Origin of the sequence: Streptomyces sp. CB01373 (assembly GCF_002803075.1) — a bacterium.
Lineage (GTDB): Bacteria > Actinomycetota > Actinomycetes > Streptomycetales > Streptomycetaceae > Streptomyces.
In genome coordinates, this window is sequence record NZ_NNBK01000012.1 from 204,954 (window position 1) to 226,769 (window position 21,816).

General features: G+C 70.7%; 20 protein-coding genes and 1 pseudogene. 16 read left to right on the forward strand and 5 right to left on the reverse strand.

The window, feature by feature from the left end; translation table 11 throughout:
* Positions 1-128: 128 nt before the first annotated feature.
* Together CG719_RS36525 and CG719_RS20470 are read right to left on the reverse strand one after the other, a co-directional pair.
* On the reverse strand, positions 129-722 hold the full coding sequence (locus CG719_RS36525; RefSeq protein ID WP_234375671.1) for a DUF5132 domain-containing protein: 594 nt from the start codon (positions 720-722) through the stop codon (positions 129-131).
* A gap of 68 nt (positions 723-790) precedes the next feature.
* Positions 791-2,500 (reverse strand): DUF885 domain-containing protein, encoded by a 1,710-nt coding sequence (locus tag CG719_RS20470; protein WP_100570128.1) that lies wholly within the window; start codon positions 2,498-2,500, stop codon positions 791-793.
* Positions 2,501-2,797: 297 nt separating this feature from the next.
* Here CG719_RS20470 and CG719_RS20475 point away from each other — a divergent pair, with 297 nt between their 5' ends.
* The 8 genes from CG719_RS20475 to CG719_RS20510 all read left to right on the forward strand — a co-directional run bounded on the left by CG719_RS20475 (position 2,798) and on the right by CG719_RS20510 (position 11,709).
* Positions 2,798-4,258: an ABC transporter substrate-binding protein gene (locus tag CG719_RS20475; RefSeq protein ID WP_234375672.1), complete on the forward strand. Its 1,461-nt coding sequence runs from the start codon at positions 2,798-2,800 to the stop codon at positions 4,256-4,258.
* Positions 4,259-4,312: 54 nt separating this feature from the next.
* The gene (locus CG719_RS20480) at positions 4,313-5,299 is read left to right on the forward strand and encodes an ABC transporter permease (protein WP_100570129.1); all 987 of its coding nucleotides are present in this window, start codon (positions 4,313-4,315) and stop codon (positions 5,297-5,299) included.
* Positions 5,300-5,387: 88 nt separating this feature from the next.
* The gene (locus CG719_RS20485; protein ID WP_100570130.1) at positions 5,388-7,247 is read left to right on the forward strand and encodes a dipeptide/oligopeptide/nickel ABC transporter permease/ATP-binding protein; all 1,860 of its coding nucleotides are present in this window, start codon (positions 5,388-5,390) and stop codon (positions 7,245-7,247) included.
* A complete protein-coding gene (locus tag CG719_RS20490; protein ID WP_234375673.1) occupies positions 7,244-8,299 on the forward strand; it encodes an ABC transporter ATP-binding protein in 1,056 nt (351 codons plus the stop codon). Before CG719_RS20485 ends, CG719_RS20490 begins: the two co-directional genes overlap by 4 nt.
* On the forward strand, positions 8,296-9,657 hold the full coding sequence (locus CG719_RS20495) for an NAD(P)/FAD-dependent oxidoreductase (protein WP_100570131.1): 1,362 nt from the start codon (positions 8,296-8,298) through the stop codon (positions 9,655-9,657). The genes CG719_RS20490 and CG719_RS20495 overlap by 4 nt, the downstream gene beginning before the upstream one ends.
* A gap of 71 nt (positions 9,658-9,728) precedes the next feature.
* Positions 9,729-10,709 carry a pirin family protein gene (locus CG719_RS20500; RefSeq protein WP_100570132.1) on the forward strand — a complete coding sequence of 327 codons (981 nt, stop codon included), beginning with the start codon at positions 9,729-9,731 and terminating at the stop codon, positions 10,707-10,709.
* A gap of 371 nt (positions 10,710-11,080) precedes the next feature.
* A complete protein-coding gene (locus CG719_RS35435; RefSeq protein ID WP_159024909.1) occupies positions 11,081-11,233 on the forward strand; it encodes a hypothetical protein in 153 nt (50 codons plus the stop codon).
* A gap of 35 nt (positions 11,234-11,268) precedes the next feature.
* Positions 11,269-11,709, forward strand: coding sequence for a nitroreductase/quinone reductase family protein (locus tag CG719_RS20510; RefSeq protein ID WP_100570134.1), 441 nt, complete (start codon positions 11,269-11,271; stop codon positions 11,707-11,709).
* Positions 11,710-11,826: 117 nt separating this feature from the next.
* On the opposite strand, the gene CG719_RS20515 is transcribed toward CG719_RS20510, so the two are convergent.
* Positions 11,827-12,501 carry a hypothetical protein gene (locus tag CG719_RS20515; RefSeq protein WP_100570135.1) on the reverse strand — a complete coding sequence of 225 codons (675 nt, stop codon included), beginning with the start codon at positions 12,499-12,501 and terminating at the stop codon, positions 11,827-11,829.
* 303 nt (positions 12,502-12,804) lie between these two features.
* Here CG719_RS20515 and CG719_RS20520 point away from each other — a divergent pair, with 303 nt between their 5' ends.
* The 3 genes from CG719_RS20520 to CG719_RS35440 all read left to right on the forward strand — a co-directional run bounded on the left by CG719_RS20520 (position 12,805) and on the right by CG719_RS35440 (position 14,621).
* Positions 12,805-13,278 carry a hypothetical protein gene (locus CG719_RS20520; RefSeq protein ID WP_199836699.1) on the forward strand — a complete coding sequence of 158 codons (474 nt, stop codon included), beginning with the start codon at positions 12,805-12,807 and terminating at the stop codon, positions 13,276-13,278.
* Between the two features lie 320 nt (positions 13,279-13,598).
* Positions 13,599-13,808: a DUF6243 family protein gene (locus CG719_RS20525; protein WP_093896585.1), complete on the forward strand. Its 210-nt coding sequence runs from the start codon at positions 13,599-13,601 to the stop codon at positions 13,806-13,808.
* 654 nt (positions 13,809-14,462) lie between these two features.
* Positions 14,463-14,621: a hypothetical protein gene (locus CG719_RS35440; protein WP_159024910.1), complete on the forward strand. Its 159-nt coding sequence runs from the start codon at positions 14,463-14,465 to the stop codon at positions 14,619-14,621.
* Positions 14,622-14,635: 14 nt separating this feature from the next.
* Here CG719_RS35440 and CG719_RS37395 read toward each other — a convergent pair.
* Positions 14,636-14,912, reverse strand: a pseudogene (locus CG719_RS37395) (transposase); the annotation flags it as partial.
* On the opposite strand from CG719_RS37395, the gene CG719_RS37160 reads away from it, so the two are divergent.
* A complete protein-coding gene (locus CG719_RS37160; protein WP_267895363.1) occupies positions 14,880-15,005 on the forward strand; it encodes a hypothetical protein in 126 nt (41 codons plus the stop codon). The pseudogene CG719_RS37395 and the gene CG719_RS37160 overlap by 33 nt on opposite strands.
* A gap of 10 nt (positions 15,006-15,015) precedes the next feature.
* On the opposite strand, the gene CG719_RS20535 is transcribed toward CG719_RS37160, so the two are convergent.
* A complete protein-coding gene (locus tag CG719_RS20535) occupies positions 15,016-15,411 on the reverse strand; it encodes an ArsR/SmtB family transcription factor (RefSeq protein ID WP_100570136.1) in 396 nt (131 codons plus the stop codon).
* A 111-nt stretch (positions 15,412-15,522) separates the two neighbouring features.
* Between CG719_RS20535 and CG719_RS20540 the strand changes: the two genes are divergently transcribed.
* The 4 genes from CG719_RS20540 (at position 15,523) to CG719_RS20555 (ending at position 21,700) form a co-directional block, all read left to right on the forward strand.
* Entirely contained in the window at positions 15,523-17,505 is a 1,983-nt protein-coding gene (locus tag CG719_RS20540) for a heavy metal translocating P-type ATPase (RefSeq protein WP_100570137.1), read from the forward strand.
* Complete coding sequence (locus tag CG719_RS20545) at positions 17,502-17,909, forward strand: hypothetical protein (protein WP_100570138.1); 408 nt, start codon at positions 17,502-17,504, stop codon at positions 17,907-17,909. The genes CG719_RS20540 and CG719_RS20545 overlap by 4 nt, the downstream gene beginning before the upstream one ends.
* A gap of 678 nt (positions 17,910-18,587) precedes the next feature.
* Positions 18,588-19,790: an extracellular solute-binding protein gene (locus CG719_RS20550; protein ID WP_199836700.1), complete on the forward strand. Its 1,203-nt coding sequence runs from the start codon at positions 18,588-18,590 to the stop codon at positions 19,788-19,790.
* A 29-nt stretch (positions 19,791-19,819) separates the two neighbouring features.
* On the forward strand, positions 19,820-21,700 hold the full coding sequence (locus tag CG719_RS20555; protein ID WP_100570140.1) for an ABC transporter ATP-binding protein/permease: 1,881 nt from the start codon (positions 19,820-19,822) through the stop codon (positions 21,698-21,700).
* Positions 21,701-21,816 lie beyond the last annotated feature (116 nt).

The following is a 21,816-nucleotide window of genomic DNA, read 5'->3' on the forward strand; positions in this document are numbered from 1 at the left end:
TGCTGCGCCCACCAAAGATGTCATGTAGAACAATCACCTGTTCTCGAGGGCGCGTCCCGGAACGGGCGGGCGTAGCCCCTACGGGGAAATTGGACGACTCGACGACTCGACGACCGCGATGCGCGGTCTCAGTTCACCTTGGCGGCGGCCGGACCGTTGCCGCGGGATTTGCCGCCGGCCTTGCTTTCCGCGCTGCCGGACTCTGCTGCCGGCGCGATGGCCGGCCCGGGCCGGCTCACGGTGTCGCCCTGCGGGGCGCTGGTGTGCGTGTTGTGCTCGGTTCCGTGCGCCATCTGGGCGGCGAGCATTTCGGCGGTAGCCTCGGCCGCGAGGTCCTGGATTCCCTCGCTGGCTTCATGGACGGCCCTCTTGACCTCCACGCCCAGTCCCACCGAGGTTTTGACGACCCCTCGCATGAGGGGTTTGCCCAGCCTTTTGACGAGGGCGGCGGTGATCAGGCCGATAAGGAAAGGAGGCACTACAGGCGGCATGGGAAGACGTCCTTCTCTTCTGCTGGGAGAACGAAGATTGAGGAAGCGGCGGGAGGTGAACAGGAAATGTGATGAAACCACCATCCGACCCTGTGGGATCTTCGGTACCTGTGCCGTACCCGGAATCCATACACCTTGCGTATGTGTTCCATATCGCGGAACCGACATCCCATCACGCAGAGCGTATCCGAGGCCGAGCAGGTAGATCCAAATTCCACTGGCGCTCTTCACCCAATCGAGCGGAACCCCTTTTCAGAACGGCCTGTTCAAGCCATGCGGCGGCCGGAATGAACCGGACGTCAGCCCAGTTCTCGCACCACCCGCCGGCGCAGGACGGGGAACGGCAGCGCACCGCCGCCCAGCACGGCCTCGTGGAAGACGCGCACGTCGAACTCCGCGCCCGCGCGGCGCTCACACGCCGTCCGCAGATCCCTGAACTCCGCGTAGCCCGCCCGGTACGACAGTGCCTGTCCCGGGAGGTCGGTCGCGTAGCGCAGCAACTCCGTCGCGATCTGCCCGTCGGACTCGGCGGCCGCGTGGGCACGCATGAAGGTGCGCGCCTGCTCCATCGTCATCGTTCCGAGGTTGAGCCCGGTGTCGACGACGAGGCGCTGCGCGGTGAACCGTTCATGAGCCAGGCGTCCGTACGCGTCCCACGGGTCGTCGTACAGGCCCATCTCCCAGCCGAGCCCTGCCGCGTACTCCGCCCAGCCCTCCTCGAACCCGTTGAAGGCGTCCAGTTCGCGTCGCAGGTCGGGCAGGGCGGCGTTCTCGGACTGGCGGGCGAGGTGGAAGTGGTGACCGGGCGCCAGCTCGTGGTAGATCAGCGCGGCCGCGCCGAGCAGCGACCGGTGCGTCAGGTCCGAGGCGTTGTAGCGGTAGCACCCCACCGGTCGCGCGGCGGTGGGCGGGTCGTAGTAGCCGAAGGTCATGGACGCCTCCAGCGCCGGGTCGAGGCGTGCCACGCCGTAGGGGGCGCGCGGCAGGGTCGCGAACCAGCGCGGCAGCAACGGTGTGAGGCGGTCGAGGTGTCCGCGGTAGCGGGCCTCGACCGCCTTCGGGGTCGCCGCGTACAGGCGGGGCTCGGTCGCGAGCCGCTCGTTGAATTCCGCCTCCGTTCCCGTGAATCCGAGTGCGCTTCGCGCGTCCCGCATCCGTTCGGTGAGTTCGTGGCAGTGCTCCCGGCCGAGTTCATGGAGGCGTTCGGGTGGTGTCCCGCCGGATGTGTACGTGCCGACGAAGGCGCGGTACGCCTCTTCTCCGCCCGTGTACTGGGCCCACCCGACGGACTGCGGCGCGCGCCGCAGATAGTCCGGATCGCTCATGACGGCGAGGAGGCGGTCGAACGCCGGTTCAAGCTCGGTGGCCACGACCCGTTCCACCCCGTCGCGCAGACGGCCCCGGCTCGCCGCGTCGAGCCGGGTGAGCCGCTCGGCGTCCGCCTCGGCATACCGCGCGGCTGATGCCCGCAGACGGGTGACGGTCGTGCGGACCCCGGGCAGGGCCGGGGCCGGGACGAAGAAGCCGCGTGCCGCTTGCCCGGCGGCCTTGTCGCCGACCGTCGCGACATGGCGGGCGAGGTCCCGTACGAGGGACACATAGCGGTCCGCGTCGGCCCGGGACTCGAAGAGGAACGGGCGGAAGACCGTGTCACCGTACTGCTGCAGGCGGAAGAGCTGGTACGGCGTCGCCGTGGGGGTGAGCCAGTGGAACCGCCCCGCCTGCGCTTCCTGTTCGGCCAGGGCCTCCAGGAAGCCCGCGCTGTCGGCGGTCGGGCCGGCCGGCTCCGTGCGCTTCGACGTGCGCAGCCGGTCCAGCACCCCTGCCGCGAATGCGGCGCGCTCATCGGCCTCCGCGGCCGACACCCCCGGCAGCGACTCGACGGGCAGCCCGCGTCGCGTCCGCAGCGACGGCTCGCGTGAGAGCAGGAAGTCCCAGTAGGAGGCCGCGAGACGGTCGACCTCCTTGGCCGTCGAGCCGTCCGCGGAGTCCGGAATGTGAGTCGTCATGGCGCCAGTGTGCGCCGAGCTGACGCTCCGTCACCGGTATCGGTGGGCGCGCCGCGTGGCGGGCAGCCTCACTCGGACGGGGGAAATGGTCCCCCGTATGCGCAGGCAGCCCGGGAACGCCGGTCCGGTGCCGTCGATCGCGGTGGCACGATGAACACCATGCACCGCCGAACCGTCTCGTATCCCGGGGCCCGGTCGGCAGTGGCGTCGGCTGCCGTCGCGTCAGCCGTGCTGGCGGGTTGCGTCGGCAACGGCGACGTGTCATCGACGCGCACTCCTGTCGTTGAGCGAGGCACGGTGACGATCGCCACCGCCTCCGAGACCCCGAGCTTCGACCCGTACTCGCAGTTCGGTACCGCCCTGGCCCCGTATGCCTACGACTCACTGGTCAACGTGGCACCGGACGGCCGGGTGGTGTCCGGTCTGGCCGAGAAGTGGCAGGCCGGTGCCACGTCGGCGAGCTTCGTCCTGCGCAAGGGCGTGACCTGCTCCGACGGCACGGCCCTCACGGCTTCCGGTGTGGCGCGCTCGCTGAGATATGCGAGCGATCCCCAGAACCGGCTGATCGGCGCCCGGGCGGCGCTGCCCGGTGTGCCCTTCACCGTGTCGGCGGACGACGCCGCGGGGAGCGTGTCGGTGCGGATGACGTCGCCGTACAGCTTCGTCGTGCGGACGATCGGCCTGCTGCCCGTCGTCTGCCCCGCCGGGCTGGCGGGTCCCGGCGTACTGGACAGGAGGACGGAGGGCACCGGGCCGTACGTGTTGAGCGGGTACACCTCGGGCGGCCCGTACGTCTTCACGCTGCGCAAGGGGTACGCATGGGGGCCGGGTGGTACGGCCAACGCGACTCCCGGCCAGCCCGCGAGGATCGTGGTGACGGTGGTCCCCCAGGAGTCCACCGCGGCCAACCTGCTGCTCACAGGCGGCGTGAACATCGCCACGGTGACCGGACCGGACCGCGCGCGGCTGGCCGGTCACGGCCTGGCCACCGCCGAGGTGCCGACCGTGGTGGGACTGAGCTTCTTCAACGAACGCTCCGGCCGCCCCTTGAGCGATCCGGTGCTGCGCCGGGCGCTTGTCGGCGCCCTGGACCGCAAGGGCCTCGCCAACGTGGCGATCGGCGGCGACGGAAGGCCCGCGAGCCACCTGACCGCCGCGGACTCCGTCTGCCACGCCGACGTGGCCGCCACGAACCTGCCCTCGGGCAGCGCCGTGGGCGCCCTACGGGCCGCGGGCTGGACGAAGGGGGCACGGGGCGGGCTGGTCAAGCACGGCAGGCCGCTGCGTCTGCGAGTGCTCAGCAGTGGTGACTTCGGTTCCACACTTCCGTCGGTCGCGGAACTGATGGCCGTGACCTGGCGGGAGCTCGGCGCGGATGTCGAGCTCGTCACCGAGAGCCGCAACGCGGTGGTGCAGGCCATGTACCAGAGCGGAGACTTCGATGTCGTGGTCGGCAGCTCGCCGGGGCCGCAGCTGCCCGTGCAGCTCGTCCCGTACTTCTCCGGCCCGCCGCCGTCGCGAGGGCTGAATTTCGCACACGTCGCCAACCCGGAGTACGACGACTTCGCCGCCCGCGCGATGCGCGCGCCGGGCGCGGCCAGTTGCGCGGACTGGAACCGGGCCGCCGCGGCACTGTTCCGCTCGGCCGACGCGCTGCCCGTCGCGGACGGCACGAGCACGGTCTACGGACACCGGACGACGTTCGCCGTCGCTCCCGGCGGCCGGATCGTCCCGACCAGCATCCGCCTTCACGCATAGCCGCGGCGAACGCCCGGTGTGGCCGCACCGTCACCGAGTCGAGGAGGTTCCCCCATGGTGACCATGTCCGTACGGCTCGGTGCCCTGGCCCGGCACCACCCGTGGGTGGTGTTCTGCTGCCGACGTTCGGCCCGGCTGATCGTCTCCCTCTTCCTGGTCGTCACCGGTTCCTTCGCGATGATCCGGCTGATCCCGGGAGACCCCGTCCGGGCCGCACTGGGTGTGGACGCCGCACCGGACCTCGTGGCGGCGAAGAGGCGCGAACTCGGCCTGGATCATGGCGTGTTGACGCAGTACCGGCAGTACCTGCGCCACCTGGTGCACGGGGACCTCGGGGTGTCGCTGGTGACCGGCGAGCCGGTGGCCGACCTGGTCGGGGCCCGTCTTCCCGCGACGCTGCTGCTCGCCGTCCTGGCGTTCGCCTGCGTACTCGTCGTCGCTCTCCCCGGCGGGCTGATCGCCGCCGTGTTGACCCGCGGCGGGCGGCGGCCCCGGACGGAACTGACCTTCACCACCGCCACATCCATTGCGTCCGGCATGCCGGACTTCGTCCTCGCGGCGGGCCTGACCGCGGGGCTGGCGGTCGCCCTGCGGCTCTTTCCGGTCGCCGGCGACCTCGGCCCCCAGTCCTATGTGCTGCCCGTGCTCGCGCTGGCGCTCGCTCCGACCGCGGTCCTCCTGCGGATCGTGCGCGTGGAGACGCTCAAGGTCCTCGACGAGGACTATCTGCGTGCCGCCCGCGCGAAGCGGCTGCCCGCCGTCCCGCTCCATCTGCGCCACGTGGCGCCGAACACGCTGACCGCCTCGCTGACGGTCGCCGGGAACCTGCTGCCCGCCCTGATCGCCGGTACCGTGCTGGTCGAGAAGGTGTTCGCCTGGCCGGGCATCGGGTCGGCGATGGCGCAGTCCGTGGCCGCGCAGGACTACGCGGTCGTGGAGGCGACGGTTCTCGTGCTGGGCGCGGCCGTGCTCGCGGTGAACTTCCTGGTCGATCTGGCCCTCGCGCTGCTCGACCCCCGATCGGTCATCCGGAAGACGTGATCCCATGGTGTCCTCACCTTCCCTGCCCGCGTCGCGCGCCACCGCCGGGCGCCGGTCTCGTCCGGCCCGGTCGGGCTGGGCTTCGCCCATGGGCGTGATCACCCTGGTGATGCTCGGATCGCTTGCCGTTCTGGCCCTGGTGGGACCCGCGCTCTGGGGGCAGGCGGCCGACCGCCCCAACCCGTCGGCGGTGCTTCAGGGGCCCACCGCGGACCACCTGCTCGGCACGGACCATCTCGGACGTGACCTGCTCGCCCGGCTGCTCGTGGCGACGGGGCTCTCCCTGCTGCTCGCACTCGCGGCGACGCTGCTCGGGGCGACGGCCGGGATCACACTCGGCGCGCTCACCGCCGTCGTGGGTGCGCGCGCCCGCCGGATGCTGGGAGCCCTGATCAACCTCCTGCTGGCCTTCCCCGGACTCCTCGTCGCGATGTTCTTCGCGGTCCTCTTCGGCGCGGGTGGGGGCGGTGCGGTGTTCGCACTCGCGGTCGCCTACGCGCCGGGCTTCGCCCGGATCGCCCAGACCCTCGCCGCCAAAGTCGCCGACACCGACTTCATGGCGGCGGCGCGCGTGCTGGGACTGCGCCGCCACCGGCTCCTCCTGCGCCACGTCCTGCCCCACATCGCTGAGCCGCTGATGCTCAACACGACAGTCGCGGCGGGCTCGACACTCGTCGCCCTGTCGGGCCTGAGCTTCCTCGGACTGGGCGTCCAACCGCCCTCCTACGACTGGGGGCTCCTGCTCAGCCAGGGGCTGGACCGCATCTACTCCGAACCCCTGCCCGCCGTGGCACCCGGCATCGCCATCGTCTACGCCGGCGTCGCCTTCCAACTGCTCGGCGAGATGCTGGCCAAAGCCGCCGCACGACGCACAGGCCCACGGCGGACGGCGGAGCCCGCGGCGCGCCCGGCCGCCGTCAACCGGCCGGCATCCGTCGACCACGTGCTGGAGGTGGAGGATCTGCGGGTCGCCATTCCCACCGCGGCCGGGGTGGTCCGGCCCGTCCGCGGTGTCACCCTCGACCTGCGGCGCGGCGAGATCGTCGGGCTGGTCGGCGAGTCCGGCTCCGGCAAGTCGCTCACGGCGCTCGCCGTCGCCGACCTGTTGCCGGACGACGCCGAGTCCACCTGGCGGACCCACCGCTTCCTCGGCGCGGACGTCACGTCGCTGACGCGCAAGGAGCGGCGCGGACAGCTCGCGACGGGAATGGCGGTGATCTTCCAGAACCCGGCGTCGGCCTTCAACCCGTCGCTCCGCATCGGAACGCAGATGACGGAGGCCGTGCGCGCACACCGCGACACGCCTCGCGACCAGGCCGTCGAGCAGGCACTGACCCAGCTTCAGCGGGTCGCTCTTCCCGCCGGGCGCCGGTTGCTGCGGTCTCGGCCCTTCCAGCTCTCCGGCGGCCAGCGCCAGCGGGTGGCGATCGCGACCGCTTCGATGATGCGGCCCGACCTCATCATCGCGGATGAGCCGACGACAGCCCTCGACGTCACCGTGCAGCGGCAGATCGTGGACCTGCTCCGCCGTGTCCGGCACGACAACGGCACCACGATCCTCTTCATCAGCCACGACATCGCCCTGGTGGCCCACACCTGCGACCGGGTCCTGGTCATGTACGCGGGAACCATCGTCGAGAGCCTCCCGGCCCACGCACTGGCGACCGGAACACGGCACCCCTACACGCGGGCGCTCGTCGAATCCGTCCCGGACATGACCACGGACCGTGGCCGCCCCCTGCGCACGATCGAGGGAAGCCCACCCGATCCGTACGGCGACACTCCGGGTTGCCCGTTCTACGATCGCTGCGCGCACCGGCAGGACGGGTGCGCCGAGGAGAGTCCCGTGCTGTCCCCTCTCGTCCCCGGCCACGAGGTCGCCTGCTGGCACCCGCTGCCCCGGCCACTGTCCTGCGGACAGCGGGAGACCGAGGAGGCGGAGAAGTGAGTGCGGGACTGGCGTTGCACGACGTGACCGTTCGCCACCAAGGGACTCTCGGTGCCGTCACCGCGGTGGACGGCGTGTCACTGGAGGTTCCCGATGGCACGACAGTCGGCCTGGTCGGCGAGTCCGGCTCGGGGAAATCGAGTCTGGCCCGTGCCGTAGTCGGGCTGGCCGACTCCTTCTCCGGGCAGATCACCGTCGGCGGGCGGCAGTTCGGCGGGCGAGGCGCAGCCGCTCGGCGCCGGCTGGGGCAGCGGGTGCAACTGGTGTTCCAGGACCCGGACACCGCACTCGATCCACGCATGACGGTCCGCCAGACGCTGTCCGAAGCGACCGGTGCCTTCGTCCGTCTCGGCCGCCGCGATCGCGAACAGCGCATCGGAGCACTGCTCGAACTGGTCGGTCTCGACGCCCCGTGCGCCGACCGTCTGCCGGCGCAGCTCTCAGGCGGGCAGCGCCAGCGTGTGGCCGTCGCTCGCGCGCTCGCCGTCGATCCGGCCGTCCTGATCGCCGACGAGGTCACCTCCGCCCTCGACGTGTCCGTCCGCGCGGCGATCCTCACCATGCTCCGCGATCTGCAGCGGCGCATGGGCTTCGCGATGCTGTTCATCAGCCATGACCTCGCCGCTGTCCGCTCCGTGTCGGACGTCATCGCGGTGATGTACCTCGGCCGACTCGTCGAGGTCGCCCCGACCGAGGACCTGCTGCGCGGGCCCCGGCACCCCTACACCCGGACGCTGCTGGCCTCCGTGCCGGACCTGCGGGCCGTGGGCCGGCCGGCCGGGGAACCACTCCTCGCCGGGGAGGTACCCGACCCCGCGGCGCCGCCTTCCGGGTGCCGCTTCCATCCGCGCTGTCCCGTCGGGCCGAACCGGCGTCCCGAACGCGGCATCTGCGTGACGCTGGATCCCCAGCCGGATGCGGCCGGCCGGCCCCACCGCGCGGCGTGCCACTTCCCGCCGACCGCCGAGGACCGCCCGCCGCCCGCCAGGAACGCGCACCCGGACGGGAGCGGTGACCGGGCACCCAGGACCGCCGGGGAGCTGCCGTCATGACGGTCAGGGAGCCGGACAGGGTTCCGTCCGGCGCGGACGCGGTCGTCGTCGGGGCCGGCGTGATCGGTGCCGCGGTGGCTCTGGAACTGGCGCGCGCCGGCCGACGGGTCGTGGTCGTCGACAAGTCCGGCGGCGCCGGCCACGGATCCACCAGCGCCTCGAGCGCGATCATCCGTTTCAACTTCTCGACCTGGGAGGGCGTCGCCGTCGCATGGGAGGCGCACTACTGCTGGGCACGGTGGGCGGACCACCTCGGCACCTCCCGCAGCGCCGCCCTGGCGGGCTTCCGGCGGACCGGAGCGATCCTGCTCGACGCGCCGGACTCCGGAACGTCCGACGCCGTCGCGTTGTTCGATCGCGTCGGCGTGCCCTACGAACGCTGGGATGCCGCCACGTTGCGCAGCCGGATCCCCGGCATCGACACGGGACGCCACTGGCCCCCGAAGCCCCTCCACGACGACGCCTTCTTCTCCGGTCCCAAGGGGGAGCTCGGCGCGCTGTTCACACCCGACGCGGGCTTCGTCGACGATCCGCGGCTCGCGGCGCAGAACCTCGCGGACGCGGCGATCGGCAGGGGAGCGCGCTTCCTCTACCGCCGTACGGTCACCGGTGTCCTGCGCGGCGAGGACCGGGTGAGGGGCATTCGGCTCTCCGACGGCACCGCGATCACGGCACCGGTCGTGGTCAACGCCGCCGGCCCCTGGTCGGGTGCGTTGAACCGGCTGGCCGGGGTCGGGGCCGAGTTCACCGTCGGGGTCCGGCCGCTGCGCCAGGAGGTCCACCAAGTGGCCGCACCGGTGGGCAGGGGTGATGTGATCGCGTCGGGCCGGGGCGGCGCCGAGGACATGCTCGGACCGGTCGTGGCCGACACCGACCTCGGGACGTACGTCCGTCCCGCGCCCGGCGGGCACCTGCTGATCGGCAGCACGGTGCCCGCCTGCGACCCCATGGAGTGGCTCGACGATCCCGACGCGTGCGACCCCCGTCCGACTCCCTCGCGGTTCGAGACCCAGGTGACGCGGGTGGCACGACGGTTTCCGCTCCTCGGCGTCCCGAACCGGCCGACCGGAATCGCCGGCGTCTACGACGTCACGGACGACTGGTCCCCGATCTACGACCGCACCGACCTGAACGGTTTCTATGTCGCCATCGGCACGAGCGGCAACCAGTTCAAGAACGCCCCCCTGGTCGGACGGTTCCTCGCCACCCTGGTGGACCGCGTCGAGGCGGGCCACGACCATGACCGCGATCCGCTGCGGTACGTCGGTGAGCACACCGGAAACGTCATCGATCTGGCAGCGTTCTCCCGTAAGCGTCATGTGGCCGAGCGCGCCGCTTCCCGAACCGTCATGGGCTGACGTTGCGCCGGCGGCCCGGCGTCAAGCATGATAGTTGAATATAAAACGATTCTTGAGGGAGGCGGTCCACGGTGAGCAACGCCGAGACGAAACCGGTGGAAATGCGGTGCGGCGGGCCGGCGGACGACGAGCCGGCGACCGAGGCGGTCCGCGTCGACGTCCTGACCTCGCGAGACGTGCCCCTGGGCGGCCCCCGGGCGATGACCGTACGGCGGACCCTGCCGCAGCGCGCCCGGACACTGATCGGCGCTTGGTGCTTCGCCGATCACTACGGTCCCGACGACGTCTCGGTGACCGGCGGCATGGACGTCGCCCCGCATCCGCACACCGGGCTCCAGACGGTGAGCTGGCTGTTCAGCGGGGAGATCGAGCACCGCGACAGTCTGGGCAGCCACGCCTACGTGCGGCCCGGCGAGCTGAACCTCATGACCGGCGGATACGGCATCAGCCACTCGGAGGTCTCCACCCCGCGGACCACCGTCCTGCACGGCGTCCAGCTCTGGGTGGCGCTGCCGGAGGAGCACCGCGACGCCGACCGCGACTTCCAGCACCACGCACCCGAGCCCGTGCGGACCGGCGGCGCCGAGATCAGGGTCTTCCTGGGCTCCCTCGCCGGCCGCACCTCCCCGGTACGGACCTTCACGCCCCTGCTCGGTGCCGAGATCGTCCTCCAGCCGCGCGCGGCCCTCACCCTCGCCGTGGACCCCGGCTTCGAGCACGGCCTCCTGGTCGACCAGGGAGAGGTACGCCTGTCCGGCACCCTCCTGGGCCCCGCGGAGCTGGGCTACGCCCACCCGGGCACCGACGCGCTGACGCTGACGAACGAGTCCGACGACATCGCGCGGACGGTCCTGCTCGGGGGAGCCCCGTTCGAGGAGGAGATCGTCATGTGGTGGAACTTCATCGGGCGGTCAGCGGAAGACATCGCACAGGCGCGCCGGGACTGGATGGAAGGCCGCCGATTCGGCGAGGTGCAGGGATACGACGGCGCTCCCTTGCCCGCTCCGGAGCTGCCGAAGGTGCCGCTGAAACCCCGGGGGAATCGCCGCTGACCTGCGAGGATGCCTGCGGCTTCGACCGCGTCGGCGGCCGGATGCGGCCGTGGCCGGCCCGGTGCCAGGGCGACCGGCATCGTCGTGGCGAAGCCGGCGCCCTCCGCGATCACCGCGGTCGGCACGGTCTGGTCGGCGCCGGTGCTGACGCGGCGAGGACAGGCGATCGGGCGGGCCGATCAGTGGTGGTGCACGGTCGGCCGATGCGCGTCCGGTGGCCGGGTGCGGTGGCCGTGGCGGTCGGTGCGCAGGCCCAGCCCCATGATGGTCAGGTCCACCAAGCGGTGGACGGCGGCCGGGTCGGGTGCGGCTGCAGCCGCCGTCAGGGCGTGGAGGCAGTAATTGGCGAGCTCGTCGGAGGGCGCGTCGCTGTGGAACCGACCGTCCGCGGCGGCTCGGGAGAGCAGGTCACTGTCCTGGTGCTGTGGATCGGCACCGCCGAGCGCGTGTCGGCCATGCGCTCGACGTCCACCACACGGCTCGGGCGTGGCTCGGCGCAGCCGCGTGCCTCGCTGGTTGGCTAGTAGGAAGTGAGGTCTTCGGCCGCAGAGAGGCGGACATGACTGACGTAAATGAGGTAAATCAGCGGGTCATTGCCCAGTTCCGGGCGCAGGGCGGCACTGTGGGAGGCTTCTTCGAGGGCAGGCATCTGCTGCTCCTGCACACGGTCGGCCGCCGTACCGGCCAGGAACGGGTGAACCCCCTGGTGTATGCGGCCGACGGTAACTGTTTCCTCGTCTGCGGCACCGCGCGCGGCGCGGAACAAGATCCAGCATGGGTGGGCAACGTCGCCGTCATGCCCAAGGCGACCATCGAGGTGGGGGAGCAGATCCTCAAGGCGACCCCTACCTTGGTCACGCATGCGTCGCCGGATTGGGAACGTCTCTACGGGCTCTGGTCGGCGTATTGGCCTGACAGCGCGCAGTACGAGACCAGGACATCGCGCAAGTTCCCCATCGTGAGACTGGAGCCCGACGCATCAGACGACGTCCTGCTGTGAATGAGCGGTAGTTCACGGACTGAACCAGGCTACGGTGCTTTCGCCGGTGCTCGCTTCGCCGTGGCTGCAAAGCTTTGCCGACGCGGTCCGGGCAACGCTGAGGATCATGTAGGCCCGTCAGCGCGCCGCGTGCCGACGAGCGCGGCTGGCGGTGATGGCGCGGGCGGCGAAATGGCTGCCGGCCACGAACCGCAGCAACGGTCCGAAAGTGGGAGCCGCGAGGGAGCCGGTGAAGTACAGGCCGGGAATGGATGCTTCCAGCGAGGCGAACAGGGCTGGGGCGGCTGATCCCGGTACCCGGGCGATGGCCGGGCGCAACGCAGGGGACAGGAAGGACAGGGTGTCGACGTCGATGCGGTAGCCGGTGGCGGCCAGCACATGATCGGCCTTCGTCTCGTGCTGCTTCGCGCCGTCGGTGCCCGTGACCAGGCGCACCGTGCCGTTGTCGAAGTCCGCGTGGCGAACGGGGCGGCGGGTGTGCACAGCCACTCTGCCCTCGACCCTCTCGCGCAGCCACCACGCCCCCGAGGGGCCAAGCGCCCTGCCGACCAGCCACAGCCGGACGGTGGCGGGTAGCGCCCGCACCGCCTGCGGAGCCGTACATACACCGGTCAGCGCCCATCCCGGCCCCAGCGGAGAAGCGGGATGCGCGATCCGCTGGGCGAGCGGACGGTGTGGCACCGGTGTGCCACCCCAGCGCACCTTCTCCGCGCGCACCAGCACCTCCGCCTGCGCCCCCGCCTCCTGCAGCAGCGCCGCACTCTCCAGGGCCGACTGACCGCCTCCGATCACCGCAACGCGGTGGCCGGCATAGCGGGACAGGTCGGTGTGGTGACTGCTGTGGGAGACGGCCGCGTCCGGGCCCTGCCTGGGCAGAACGCATCCGCCCTCTGCTCGGGCCGGACGGCACAGCCGTACCGGACGCGCTGTGCGAGCTGTACCCGAAGGTCCTTGACGACACCCGACTCGGGCCTGGATCGCTCCTACGCCGTATGGCTGCCGAACCTGGACCCGACGTCGCGAGCGTGGTTCGGCGAAACGTGGCGGACGCCGTACGGCGAGCGCTGAGTAACGGGCCGCTGGCCGCCTCCGTTCGTGACGTCGTGCAGGACTGGTGGCGCGATCAGGCCCCGGCCACCGGCGTCACGGTCCGCGACGACATGCGTCAGGAGGTCTTCCGCCCGCCCCCCCATCCACCCCGGCGCGCTGGACGAGACCCTGAAGTGGGGCGGCGAAGCCGCCGAGGCGGCCGATACCCGCATCGACGTCGAGCTGACGGTTCAGGATGGCACGCCGCACGTCTGGCTCGGCCTCGACAGGGTGGACGTCCGGGCGGCTTGCGACGATTTCGCCCGCCTGTTGTCGCACACCCTTCCGTGCACCGACTGCCTGGTCGGTGGCGACCATGTACTGCTGTGCCTGCACGGCGATCTCGAGACAGATCCCCTGCATCCCTTGGCCGCCGCAGGCATGGATGCCTACGCCTCCGGGCCGAAGGACCGGCGACGGCTCATTGAGCAAGTCGCCGACGGGTCTGCGGAAGCACAGGACAAGCAGCCGTATCCGTGAACTCGTAACGCGAGCCGGGCCACGTTCTTCGCTCCGCTTCAGCGTGGCAAGGGCGTGACAGGAATGGCGCTGCAGAGCCCCCGCTGGCTCTGGAAGAAACGGCTGGCCCCTGGGCGTTCACCGAAGGCCCGGCCGACGCCGGGACGGCGAAAACTTGGTATGCGGAGCCGTCGCGACCAGGTAACGTCTTGCTCATGTTCTTCCAGACGCCGATTTACGAGTGAGAGCGTGATGGGCCCCTGCTGACGTCCTTCGACGTCGCCGTGCCCGTCCCCCACCGATGAATCCTTAGATCACTTCACAACATTCCGGGAGAACCCGTGAGCAAGAACATCAACAACCCCGTGGGCATGGGCGGCGGCCAGCGCAAGAAGCTGTCCCGCGCCGAACGGCAGAACAACGGTCCTCACCGCAACCTCGACCGCCAGGGTGCCGCCGACCAGAAGGCGGAGCTGGTGCGCAAGATGCGTGAGAAGGCAGGCACAGCCGAGGGCGCCGGGCAGACGGGCGACAACACCGCACAGAGCTGACGCACCGCCACCGCAGGGCGGCACCGCACGGGGCAGGGCCCGGACTGCGATACGTGGTCCGGGCCCTGCTGCCGTACCGGGCGCGGCCTGCCCCGCTCAGCTCTAGTGCTGTGACCGGAAAGGTTCACCGGCTCGCGACGCCCGGCACGGCTCCCCCAAGCTCTTCGAGCAAGGGGGACCCCCAGCCGCGTTGTCGCATCACCCGAGTACATCCAGTACACGGGCGATGCTCCGCCTTGCGAGGCACCGCACCGGACGCCGCGAGCTTTCCGGCAAACCTTCCCGGCCACAGCACTAGGCCGAGCACCCGCTCTCAGCCGACCAACCGGGGCAGCCGCAGATTCAGCAGCCCCGTCACCGCCACCACCCCGAGCTGCATCAGCAGCGTCACCACCAGCGCGTTCCCCGTGCCCAGCCCGGGCGACACCGCCTCGCCGAGTTGGCCAGCGTCGACGCGCGCCAGCGGGCCTCTTCGAGTCTGAAAGAGCGTTTTGTCCTGGCGAAGGTGTTTGGTAAGCCGATCGAGGATGATGGCGGGGTGTTGGTCATAGTAGAGGCAGTACAGCCAGCCCCGTTGAGGCCCATGGCTGGCCGAGTGCCTCCGATGCCCCTGAGGTGGGAAAGGACGGTGACTGCGTTGTCTTTCGTGGACAGTTGAGTCTTACCGAAGAGGGAGGGGCTGTCCTGGACGTGGGCGGCACGCTGATCCTGTTCGATCTCGCCGCCCCACCGCTGCCGGAAAGTGCCGATGGATCGTGGGACGAGGTCCGTGTGGCGCAGGACCACGTCACGGTCTGGCCCTACGAGCTCTGACTGCTGATGGGTGGTCAGGTTTCGCGCCGGTTCGGAGTGGACTCGCGGGTCAGCCGGCGGCTTATCAAGTCGACCATTGCCAGCTTGATCATGGCTTCCGAGCGGTGCGGGTGAGCCTCGTAGTCGCGTGCGAGCCGTCGGTGGTGCATGAGCCGGCCGAAGGTCCGCTCGACGACTCCAGTGCCGTGGGTTCACCTTGAAGCCCTTCTCGGCCGAATCTCGGCGGACGACTTCGACATCGATGCCCAGGCGTGCGCCGTGGTCGATGACCTTGGTGCGGTAGCCGGTATCACCACCGTCACCCTCGGCTGGGGGTACGCCGCGCTCGCCCTGCTGACCGCGCTGCCGCTGCTCGTCCTGGCCGTCCGCCGCACACCTCGCTGACGCGCGGCTGTCAGCGTGCCGCTGCTTCGGCCGCAGCCGCCCCGCGGTCAGCCGGGGTATCGGTCAAGCCCAGTTGCAGGTGCTCGACGTGGTACAGAGCCTGATCCAAAAGTTCGGCAACGTGGTTGTCGTAGAGCGCGTAGACGACGGAGCGGCCCTGGCGGGTTCCGGTGACCAGCCCGAGGTTGCGCAGCAGGCGCAGTTGGTGGGAGCAGGCGGACTGCTCCATGCCGACCTCGGCGGCCAGCTCGGTCGCCGGCAACGGCCCTCCACGCAGCCGGGCGAGGATCAGTAGCCGGGACGGGGTGGCCAGGGCCTGCAGGGTGGTGGCCACCCTGGCGGCATTGGCTGCGTCCAGGCGTGTGCGCGGAACGCTGTCAGCTGGCGGTTTGGCTCCGTGACCCATGGGCTCATGGTACGCCGCCCCATGAATGTATGAATTAATGTTCATGTATTCCTGTTACGGTGGTGGGATTGGACGCTGTCCGCTCGTGTCTGTGTAAGGGCCCCTGTTTCGATGTCTTCCACCCTCACCCGTCCGGCGCTCGCCGGTGACGCGGCCGTGCGCGACGGGGTCGCGCCCAGGCGTCGCACTCGGATCTTCGCGCTGCCCGAGACCCGCTGGGCGGCAGCTGCCCTGGTGTTGTTCCTGATCGCGCTGCCGCTCTACCTGCTGGGGGCGCCGACGTGGTCCTGGGAGCCGCTGTTCGCCCTCACCTACGCCACTGGCGGCTGGGAGCCCGGCTGGGCCGGATTGCAGGCACTCAAGGAGCAGACGCTGGATGTGGACCTGCTGATGGTCGTTGCGGCGCTGGGGGCGGCGGCGATCGGACAGGTCCTGGACGGCGCGCTGCTGATCGTTATCTTCGCCACTTCCGGAGCCTTGGAGGCGATCGCCACCGCGCGCACCGCCGACTCGGTGCGCGGCCTGCTCGACCTTGCCCCCACCACCGCCACCCGCCTGCTGAACGGCGGCGGCGAGGAGACGGTCCCCACCGAGCAGCTGGCCGTGGGCGACACCATCCTGGTGCGGCCCGGTGAGCGGGTCGGCGCCGACGGCCGCGTCCTGGACGGCGCGAGCGAGGTGGACCAGGCCACCATCACCGGCGAGCCGCTGCCGGTGGCGAAGGAAACCGGTGACGAGGTGTTCGCCGGCACCCTGAACGGCACCGGCGCGCTGCGGGTGAAGGTCGAGCGGGACCCGTCCGATTCGGTGATCGCCCGGATCGTGGCCATGGTCGAGGAAGCCTCCGAGACCAAGGCCCCCACCCAGCTGTTCATCGAGAAGATCGAACAGCGGTACTCGATCGGGATGGTGGCCGCCACCGTCACACTGTTCGCGCTGCCACTGCTGTTCGGCGCGGCGTTGCAGCCGACGCTGCTGCGCGCGATGACGTTCATGATCGTCGCCTCGCCGTGCGCTGTGGTGCTGGCCACCATGCCCCCACTGCTGTCCGCCATCGCGAATGCCGGACGCCACGGCGTCCTGGTCAAGTCCGCCGTGGTGATGGAACAGCTCGGCCAGATCGACGCGGTGGCGCTGGACAAGACGGGAACCCTGACCGAGGGCACCCCACGGGTGACCGACATCCGCCCGCTGACCGCCTCCGGCCTGAGCGAGAAGGAGCTGCTGCGGATCGCGGCGGCGGCCGAGCACCCCAGCGAGCACCCGCTGGCCCGCGCCGTCGTGGATGCCGCCCGCACCCGCGACCTGGACATCCCCATGGTGGAGGACTTCACCTCCGCCCCCGGCACCGGAGTGACGGCCACCGTCGACGGCAAGGCCGTCGCGGTCGGCAGCCCCGCCCGGCTGCGAGGCGGCCGAGATGACCACCCGGTTGGCGTGGTCGCCGACCGGCTGGAGGACGAGGGCCGCACCGCTGTCCTGGTCGAGGTCGGGGGCACCCCGGTCGGGGTGCTGGGCATCGCCGACCGGCTGCGCGAGGAGGCCGCCGCCACCGTCACCGCCCTCACCGCCCTGACCGGCAGCACTCCGGTACTGGTCACCGGCGACAACCCGCGCGCCGCCGCCCGCCTGGCCGACGAGGTCGGCATCACCGATGTCCGCGCGGGACTGCTGCCGCAGGACAAGGTCACCGCCGTCCAGGAACTGGAGCAGGCCGGGCGCAAGGTGCTGGTGGTCGGCGACGGCGTCAACGACGCTCCCGCGCTTGCCGCTGCCCACACCGGCATCGCCATGGGCCGGGCCGGCTCCGACCTCGCCCTGGAGACCGCCGACGCCGTCGTGGTCCGCGACGAACTGGCCACCATCCCCACCGTCGTCGCGCTCTCCCGCCGCGCGCGCCGCCTGATAGTGCAGAACCTGGTCATCGCCGCGGTCTGCATCATCGGCCTGGTCATCTGGGACCTGGCCGGGATCCTGCCGCTGCCGCTCGGTGTCGCCGGGCACGAGGGCTCCACCGTCATCGTGGGCCTGAACGGCCTGCGTCTGCTGGCGGACGCGGCCTGGAGCCGCGCCCGTAGCGGGAACGGACAGTGAGCCGCCGCAGCCGCAAGGCCGCCTCCGCGAATGCAGGGGCGGCTCGCTGCATGGTCACCGTCTGCCGCGGCTGCTGCTGCGGCACGGCGAAGATCCCCGGCCTGGACCACGCCGCCCAGCTCGACCAGCTCCGCTCATCCCTCCCCCAGATCGCGCAGGTACGCGTCACCGGCTGCCTGGACGCTTGCGAGCACGCGAACGTCATCGTCATCCAGCCCTCTGCCGCAGGGCGTGCGGCCGGCGGGCGGCCGGTCTGGCTGGGCCTGGTCAACGACCGCGACGCCGCAGACGACATCGCGGCCTGGGTCGAAGCCGGCGGACCGGGCCTGGCCGACCCGCCCGGGGTCCTCGACCTGTACACGTTCAGCCCGTCCCGCCGCATCCGCCAAGCCGTCGAACCGTGACCGACGCGATCCGGTAACCGCGTCGCCGGAGGGCGCAGATGTCCCTGGCGCGGGCCGTAGGCGCCCCGGTCGGCCCTTCTTGTAGGTGGTGCTGAGCAGGCGGCGCCGTCATTGAATCCGGCCGTGCCGAAGCCGGCGGCGGCCGGGTTCTGCTCGTGCAGTGGGGTGAAGTCGACGTCCAGCTCGGGGTCGTATGCCTCGGGCTGGATGCCGAGCTCGTGCGTGGACTACTCGCCGAACCGGTTGATGCGCTCGACCTCATGTTGTTGATCACCGCCCATATTGCCCGAGGCGTTCACAGTGCTTCCTTCGCGGGGCCGCATCTGGGCGTCGATATCGTCGCCGAGACGCATCGGTCTGCCGCAGCCCCCGCAGGCGCGGGATTACCTCGATCACGCGGTCGACTGGCCCGCAACAGGCACCGATTGTGCTGTCTCGCGCGCGGGCGCTTTGACGGGGAGACTCATATGTAGCGGCCGTTCTCTCACTCTTCGTTGCTCGACATCTTGAAGCGTGCTGAACGGCTGCGCCTCGTTGCCTCTGAACCCGGGGGATCTCGGCTGAACCCGGGGGATCTCAGCAGGTCGACTTGCCGCCGACGTTCAACGTCATCACGGCGGCAGTCCGGTCGGGCGCTGCGGCATCCATGCGTTCGCGACGAGGTGAATCACATTATGTATGGCTAAGGTGGTGTTTGGTCGTTATTCGTTCACGGCCCGGTTCTGGGGCCGCCAGGAGCCCACCTGTCACACGGGGAACATCCAGGGCGCAAGCCACGTGGCGCCGGTGCTGGTACCCACCGGGTGGCAGGACGGCTCACCAGGCGTGATCCCCAGAGTTCGGGCGCTGCGGCAGCAGGGCGAGGTGCAACTGCCGTCCGAGCAGACTCGACCCGTGCAGGCTACCGGCTCGTGCGTGCTCTCGCCCCGTGGCAGCGGGAAAGGGCGGAGGTGCGTGCAGATGACGGTGCCGACTCGCCGGGGGATGCGAGTGCAGTTGGTGGGCGCGCTGGCGGCCATTGCGGCCCTGGTTGCCGGAGGCAGCGCGTCCGGCAACCAGACGGGAGCGCGGGCGGCGACCAGTAGCGGGCACGGAGCGGTACAGGTGCTGTATTGCGGGTCGCTGCAGAACTTCATGGAGCATGATCTCGGTCCGAAGTTCAGTGCCGCGACGGGTTACCAGTACCGCGGGGTCGGTGGCGGCTCCACCGAACTCGCCAACCAGATCAAGGGCAAGGTGCGTCAGGCCGATGTCTTCGTCAGTGCCAGCCCGAAGGTCAACGACTCGCTGAAGGGTGCGGCCAACGGCGACTGGGTGTCCTGGTACGTGGCGTTCGGCAGCGCCCCGGTGGTGATCGCGTACAACCCGCACAGCAAGTTCGCCGCCGCCCTGAAGGCCAAGCCGTGGTACCAGGTGATCACCGAGCCGGGCTTCCGGCTGGGCCGGACCGATCCGAAGCTGGATCCCAAGGGGGAACTGTCCGTACAGGCCCTGCAGCAGGCATCGCGCATCTCGAAGGACCCCGATCTGCTCTCCAAGGTGGAGAAGTCCTCGCAGGTATTCCCGGAACAGGAACTCGACGGAAGGCTCGAATCGGGACAGCTGGACGCCGCCTTCTTCTACAGCAATGAAGCCCTCGAGCAGCATGTACCCACCGTGGACCTCGGCGCGGTGAAGGTCGCCGCCCACTTCACCGCGACGGTGGTCAACCGGGCGCCCAACTCCGCGGGGGCCACGGCCTTCGTGCAGTACCTGCTGAGTGATCAGGGCAGGGCGAGTCTGGCCGCACACGACGTGACCCTTTCTGGACCCGACGTCGTTGGCGACAAGGCGGCGGTCCCCGCGCCACTGCGTACCGACCTGACGAGGACAGCCGGCTGACGACGTCGTCCTGCGGAGGGAGGCGGAGGGTGAGTCCACGACCAACGCGGCCTCGCGGTCAGGCATGCTCGCTCGGCACGCCGCTGCCCTGGCTCGCCTCCCTCCTGCTGCTGTATCTGCTGGCCCCCCTGGGGGCCTTCCTCGTGTGGGCGGCCGGGGCTCCGCGCGGCGCGCTGACCGCGCCCGGCGTCGGGGACGCTCTGACCGTCTCGCTGGAGACCGCGACCATTGCCACCGCGATCATCACCGTCCTCGGTGTGCCCCTGGCCTATCTGCTCGCGCAGGCCCGCGGCCGTATCGCCTCTCTGCTGGGGATGGCGGTGCAGCTTCCCCTGGCGATGCCGCCGCTGATGAGCGGCATCCTGCTGCTGTACATCGTCGGACCGTACGCCCCGCTCGGGCGCCTCTTCGGCGGTCGGCTGACCGATCACGCGGCCGGGATCGTACTGGCCCAGGTCTTCGTGGCGGCCCCTTTCCTCATCATCGCCGCGCGCTCGGCCTTTGCCGCCCTCGACCAGGATCTGACGGATGTCGCCGCCACCCTCGGCCACGGACGCCTGTCCCGATTCACCCGCGTCGCCCTGCCCGGCGCGGCTCCAGGCATCCAGGCCGGCCTCCTGCTCGCCTGGCTGCGCGCCTTCGGCGAGTTCGGCGCCACCGTCGTCCTGGCGTACCACCCCTACTCGCTGCCGGTTTACACCTACGTTCAGTTCGGCAGCACCGGACTGAACGCGACCCTGCTGCCGGTAGCCGTGAGCCTCGCCGCCGCCGTGGTCATTCTGGCCGTCAGCCACTTCACCGCCTACCTGCGGCTGCCCCACCGCCGCCCCACCGTGCTGCCCACACCCCGTGCGCCGTCGTCCCGGACCCCTTCGCGGCTCGCCTTCGACCTGCACGCCCGGTCGGGCAGCTTCCAACTGCGGGTCTCGCACACATCCCGGGGCCGCCACCTGGCAATCCTGGGCCCCTCCGGCGCCGGCAAGACCCTGACTCTGCGCCTGGTGGCCGGCCTCGTCCGTCCCGAGGCCGGATACGTCCGGCTGGACGACGCCGACATCTCGGCGGTACCGCCCGAGCACCGGGGCATCGGCTATGTCCCACAGGAGGCCAGCCTGATCCCTCACCTGACGGTCTGGCGGCAGATCACCTTCGGCTCCGGCACCGACCCCGCTCTGGCCGTCCACTGGCTCCGCCAGCTTCACCTCGACGGGCTCCAGCACCGCCTGCCCCACCAACTGTCCGGCGGCCAGCGCCGACGTGTCGCCCTCGCCCGCGCCCTCGCCCGCGACCCCCGCCTGCTCCTGCTCGACGAGCCGTTCACCGGCCTCGACACCCTTGTGCGCGACGACCTGCGGTGGGAACTGCGCCGCCTGCAGCAAGGCACCGCACCCACCACCGTGCTCATCACCCACGATCCCGAGGAAGCGGCCCTCCTCGCCGACGAAATACTCATCGTCGCCCACGGTCGGCTCCTGCAAGCCGGAGCGCAGCAAGAGGTCTTCGCCCACCCCGCCACCCCGGAGGCCGCACGCCTGCTCGGCATCCGCAACCTGCACACCGGACACCTCGCCGACTCCCACACCCTCGACGTCGACGGCACCCGCATCCCGGTCGCCACCACCGACCTTCCCACGGGCACGCCTGTCGCCTGGTGCATACGGCCCGAGGACGTCCGCCTCACCAACACCGGCGGTCACCGGGCAACCATCCTCGACACCGTCCAACTCGGCGCCATCACCGAGATCCGCGCCGCGCTGGCCAACGGACACGAGATGCGCATCGCCCTCACCACACAGGACGCACTCCCGACAACCGGCGGCTGCCGACTCCAGATGCCCCCCGAGGCCATCACCGTCTGGCCGGCGCCCCCCGACACCATCCAGCACCCACTCGCCTACCGCACCACCTGAGCTTGTTCCGCTTTGACGGACACCATCGGTGTGGTGGTCGGACGGCCAGGGCGGCTTCGTAGTGGGCGGACTGCGGTAGCCGAGACTGCTGTGCAGCCGGTGCAGGTTGTACCAGC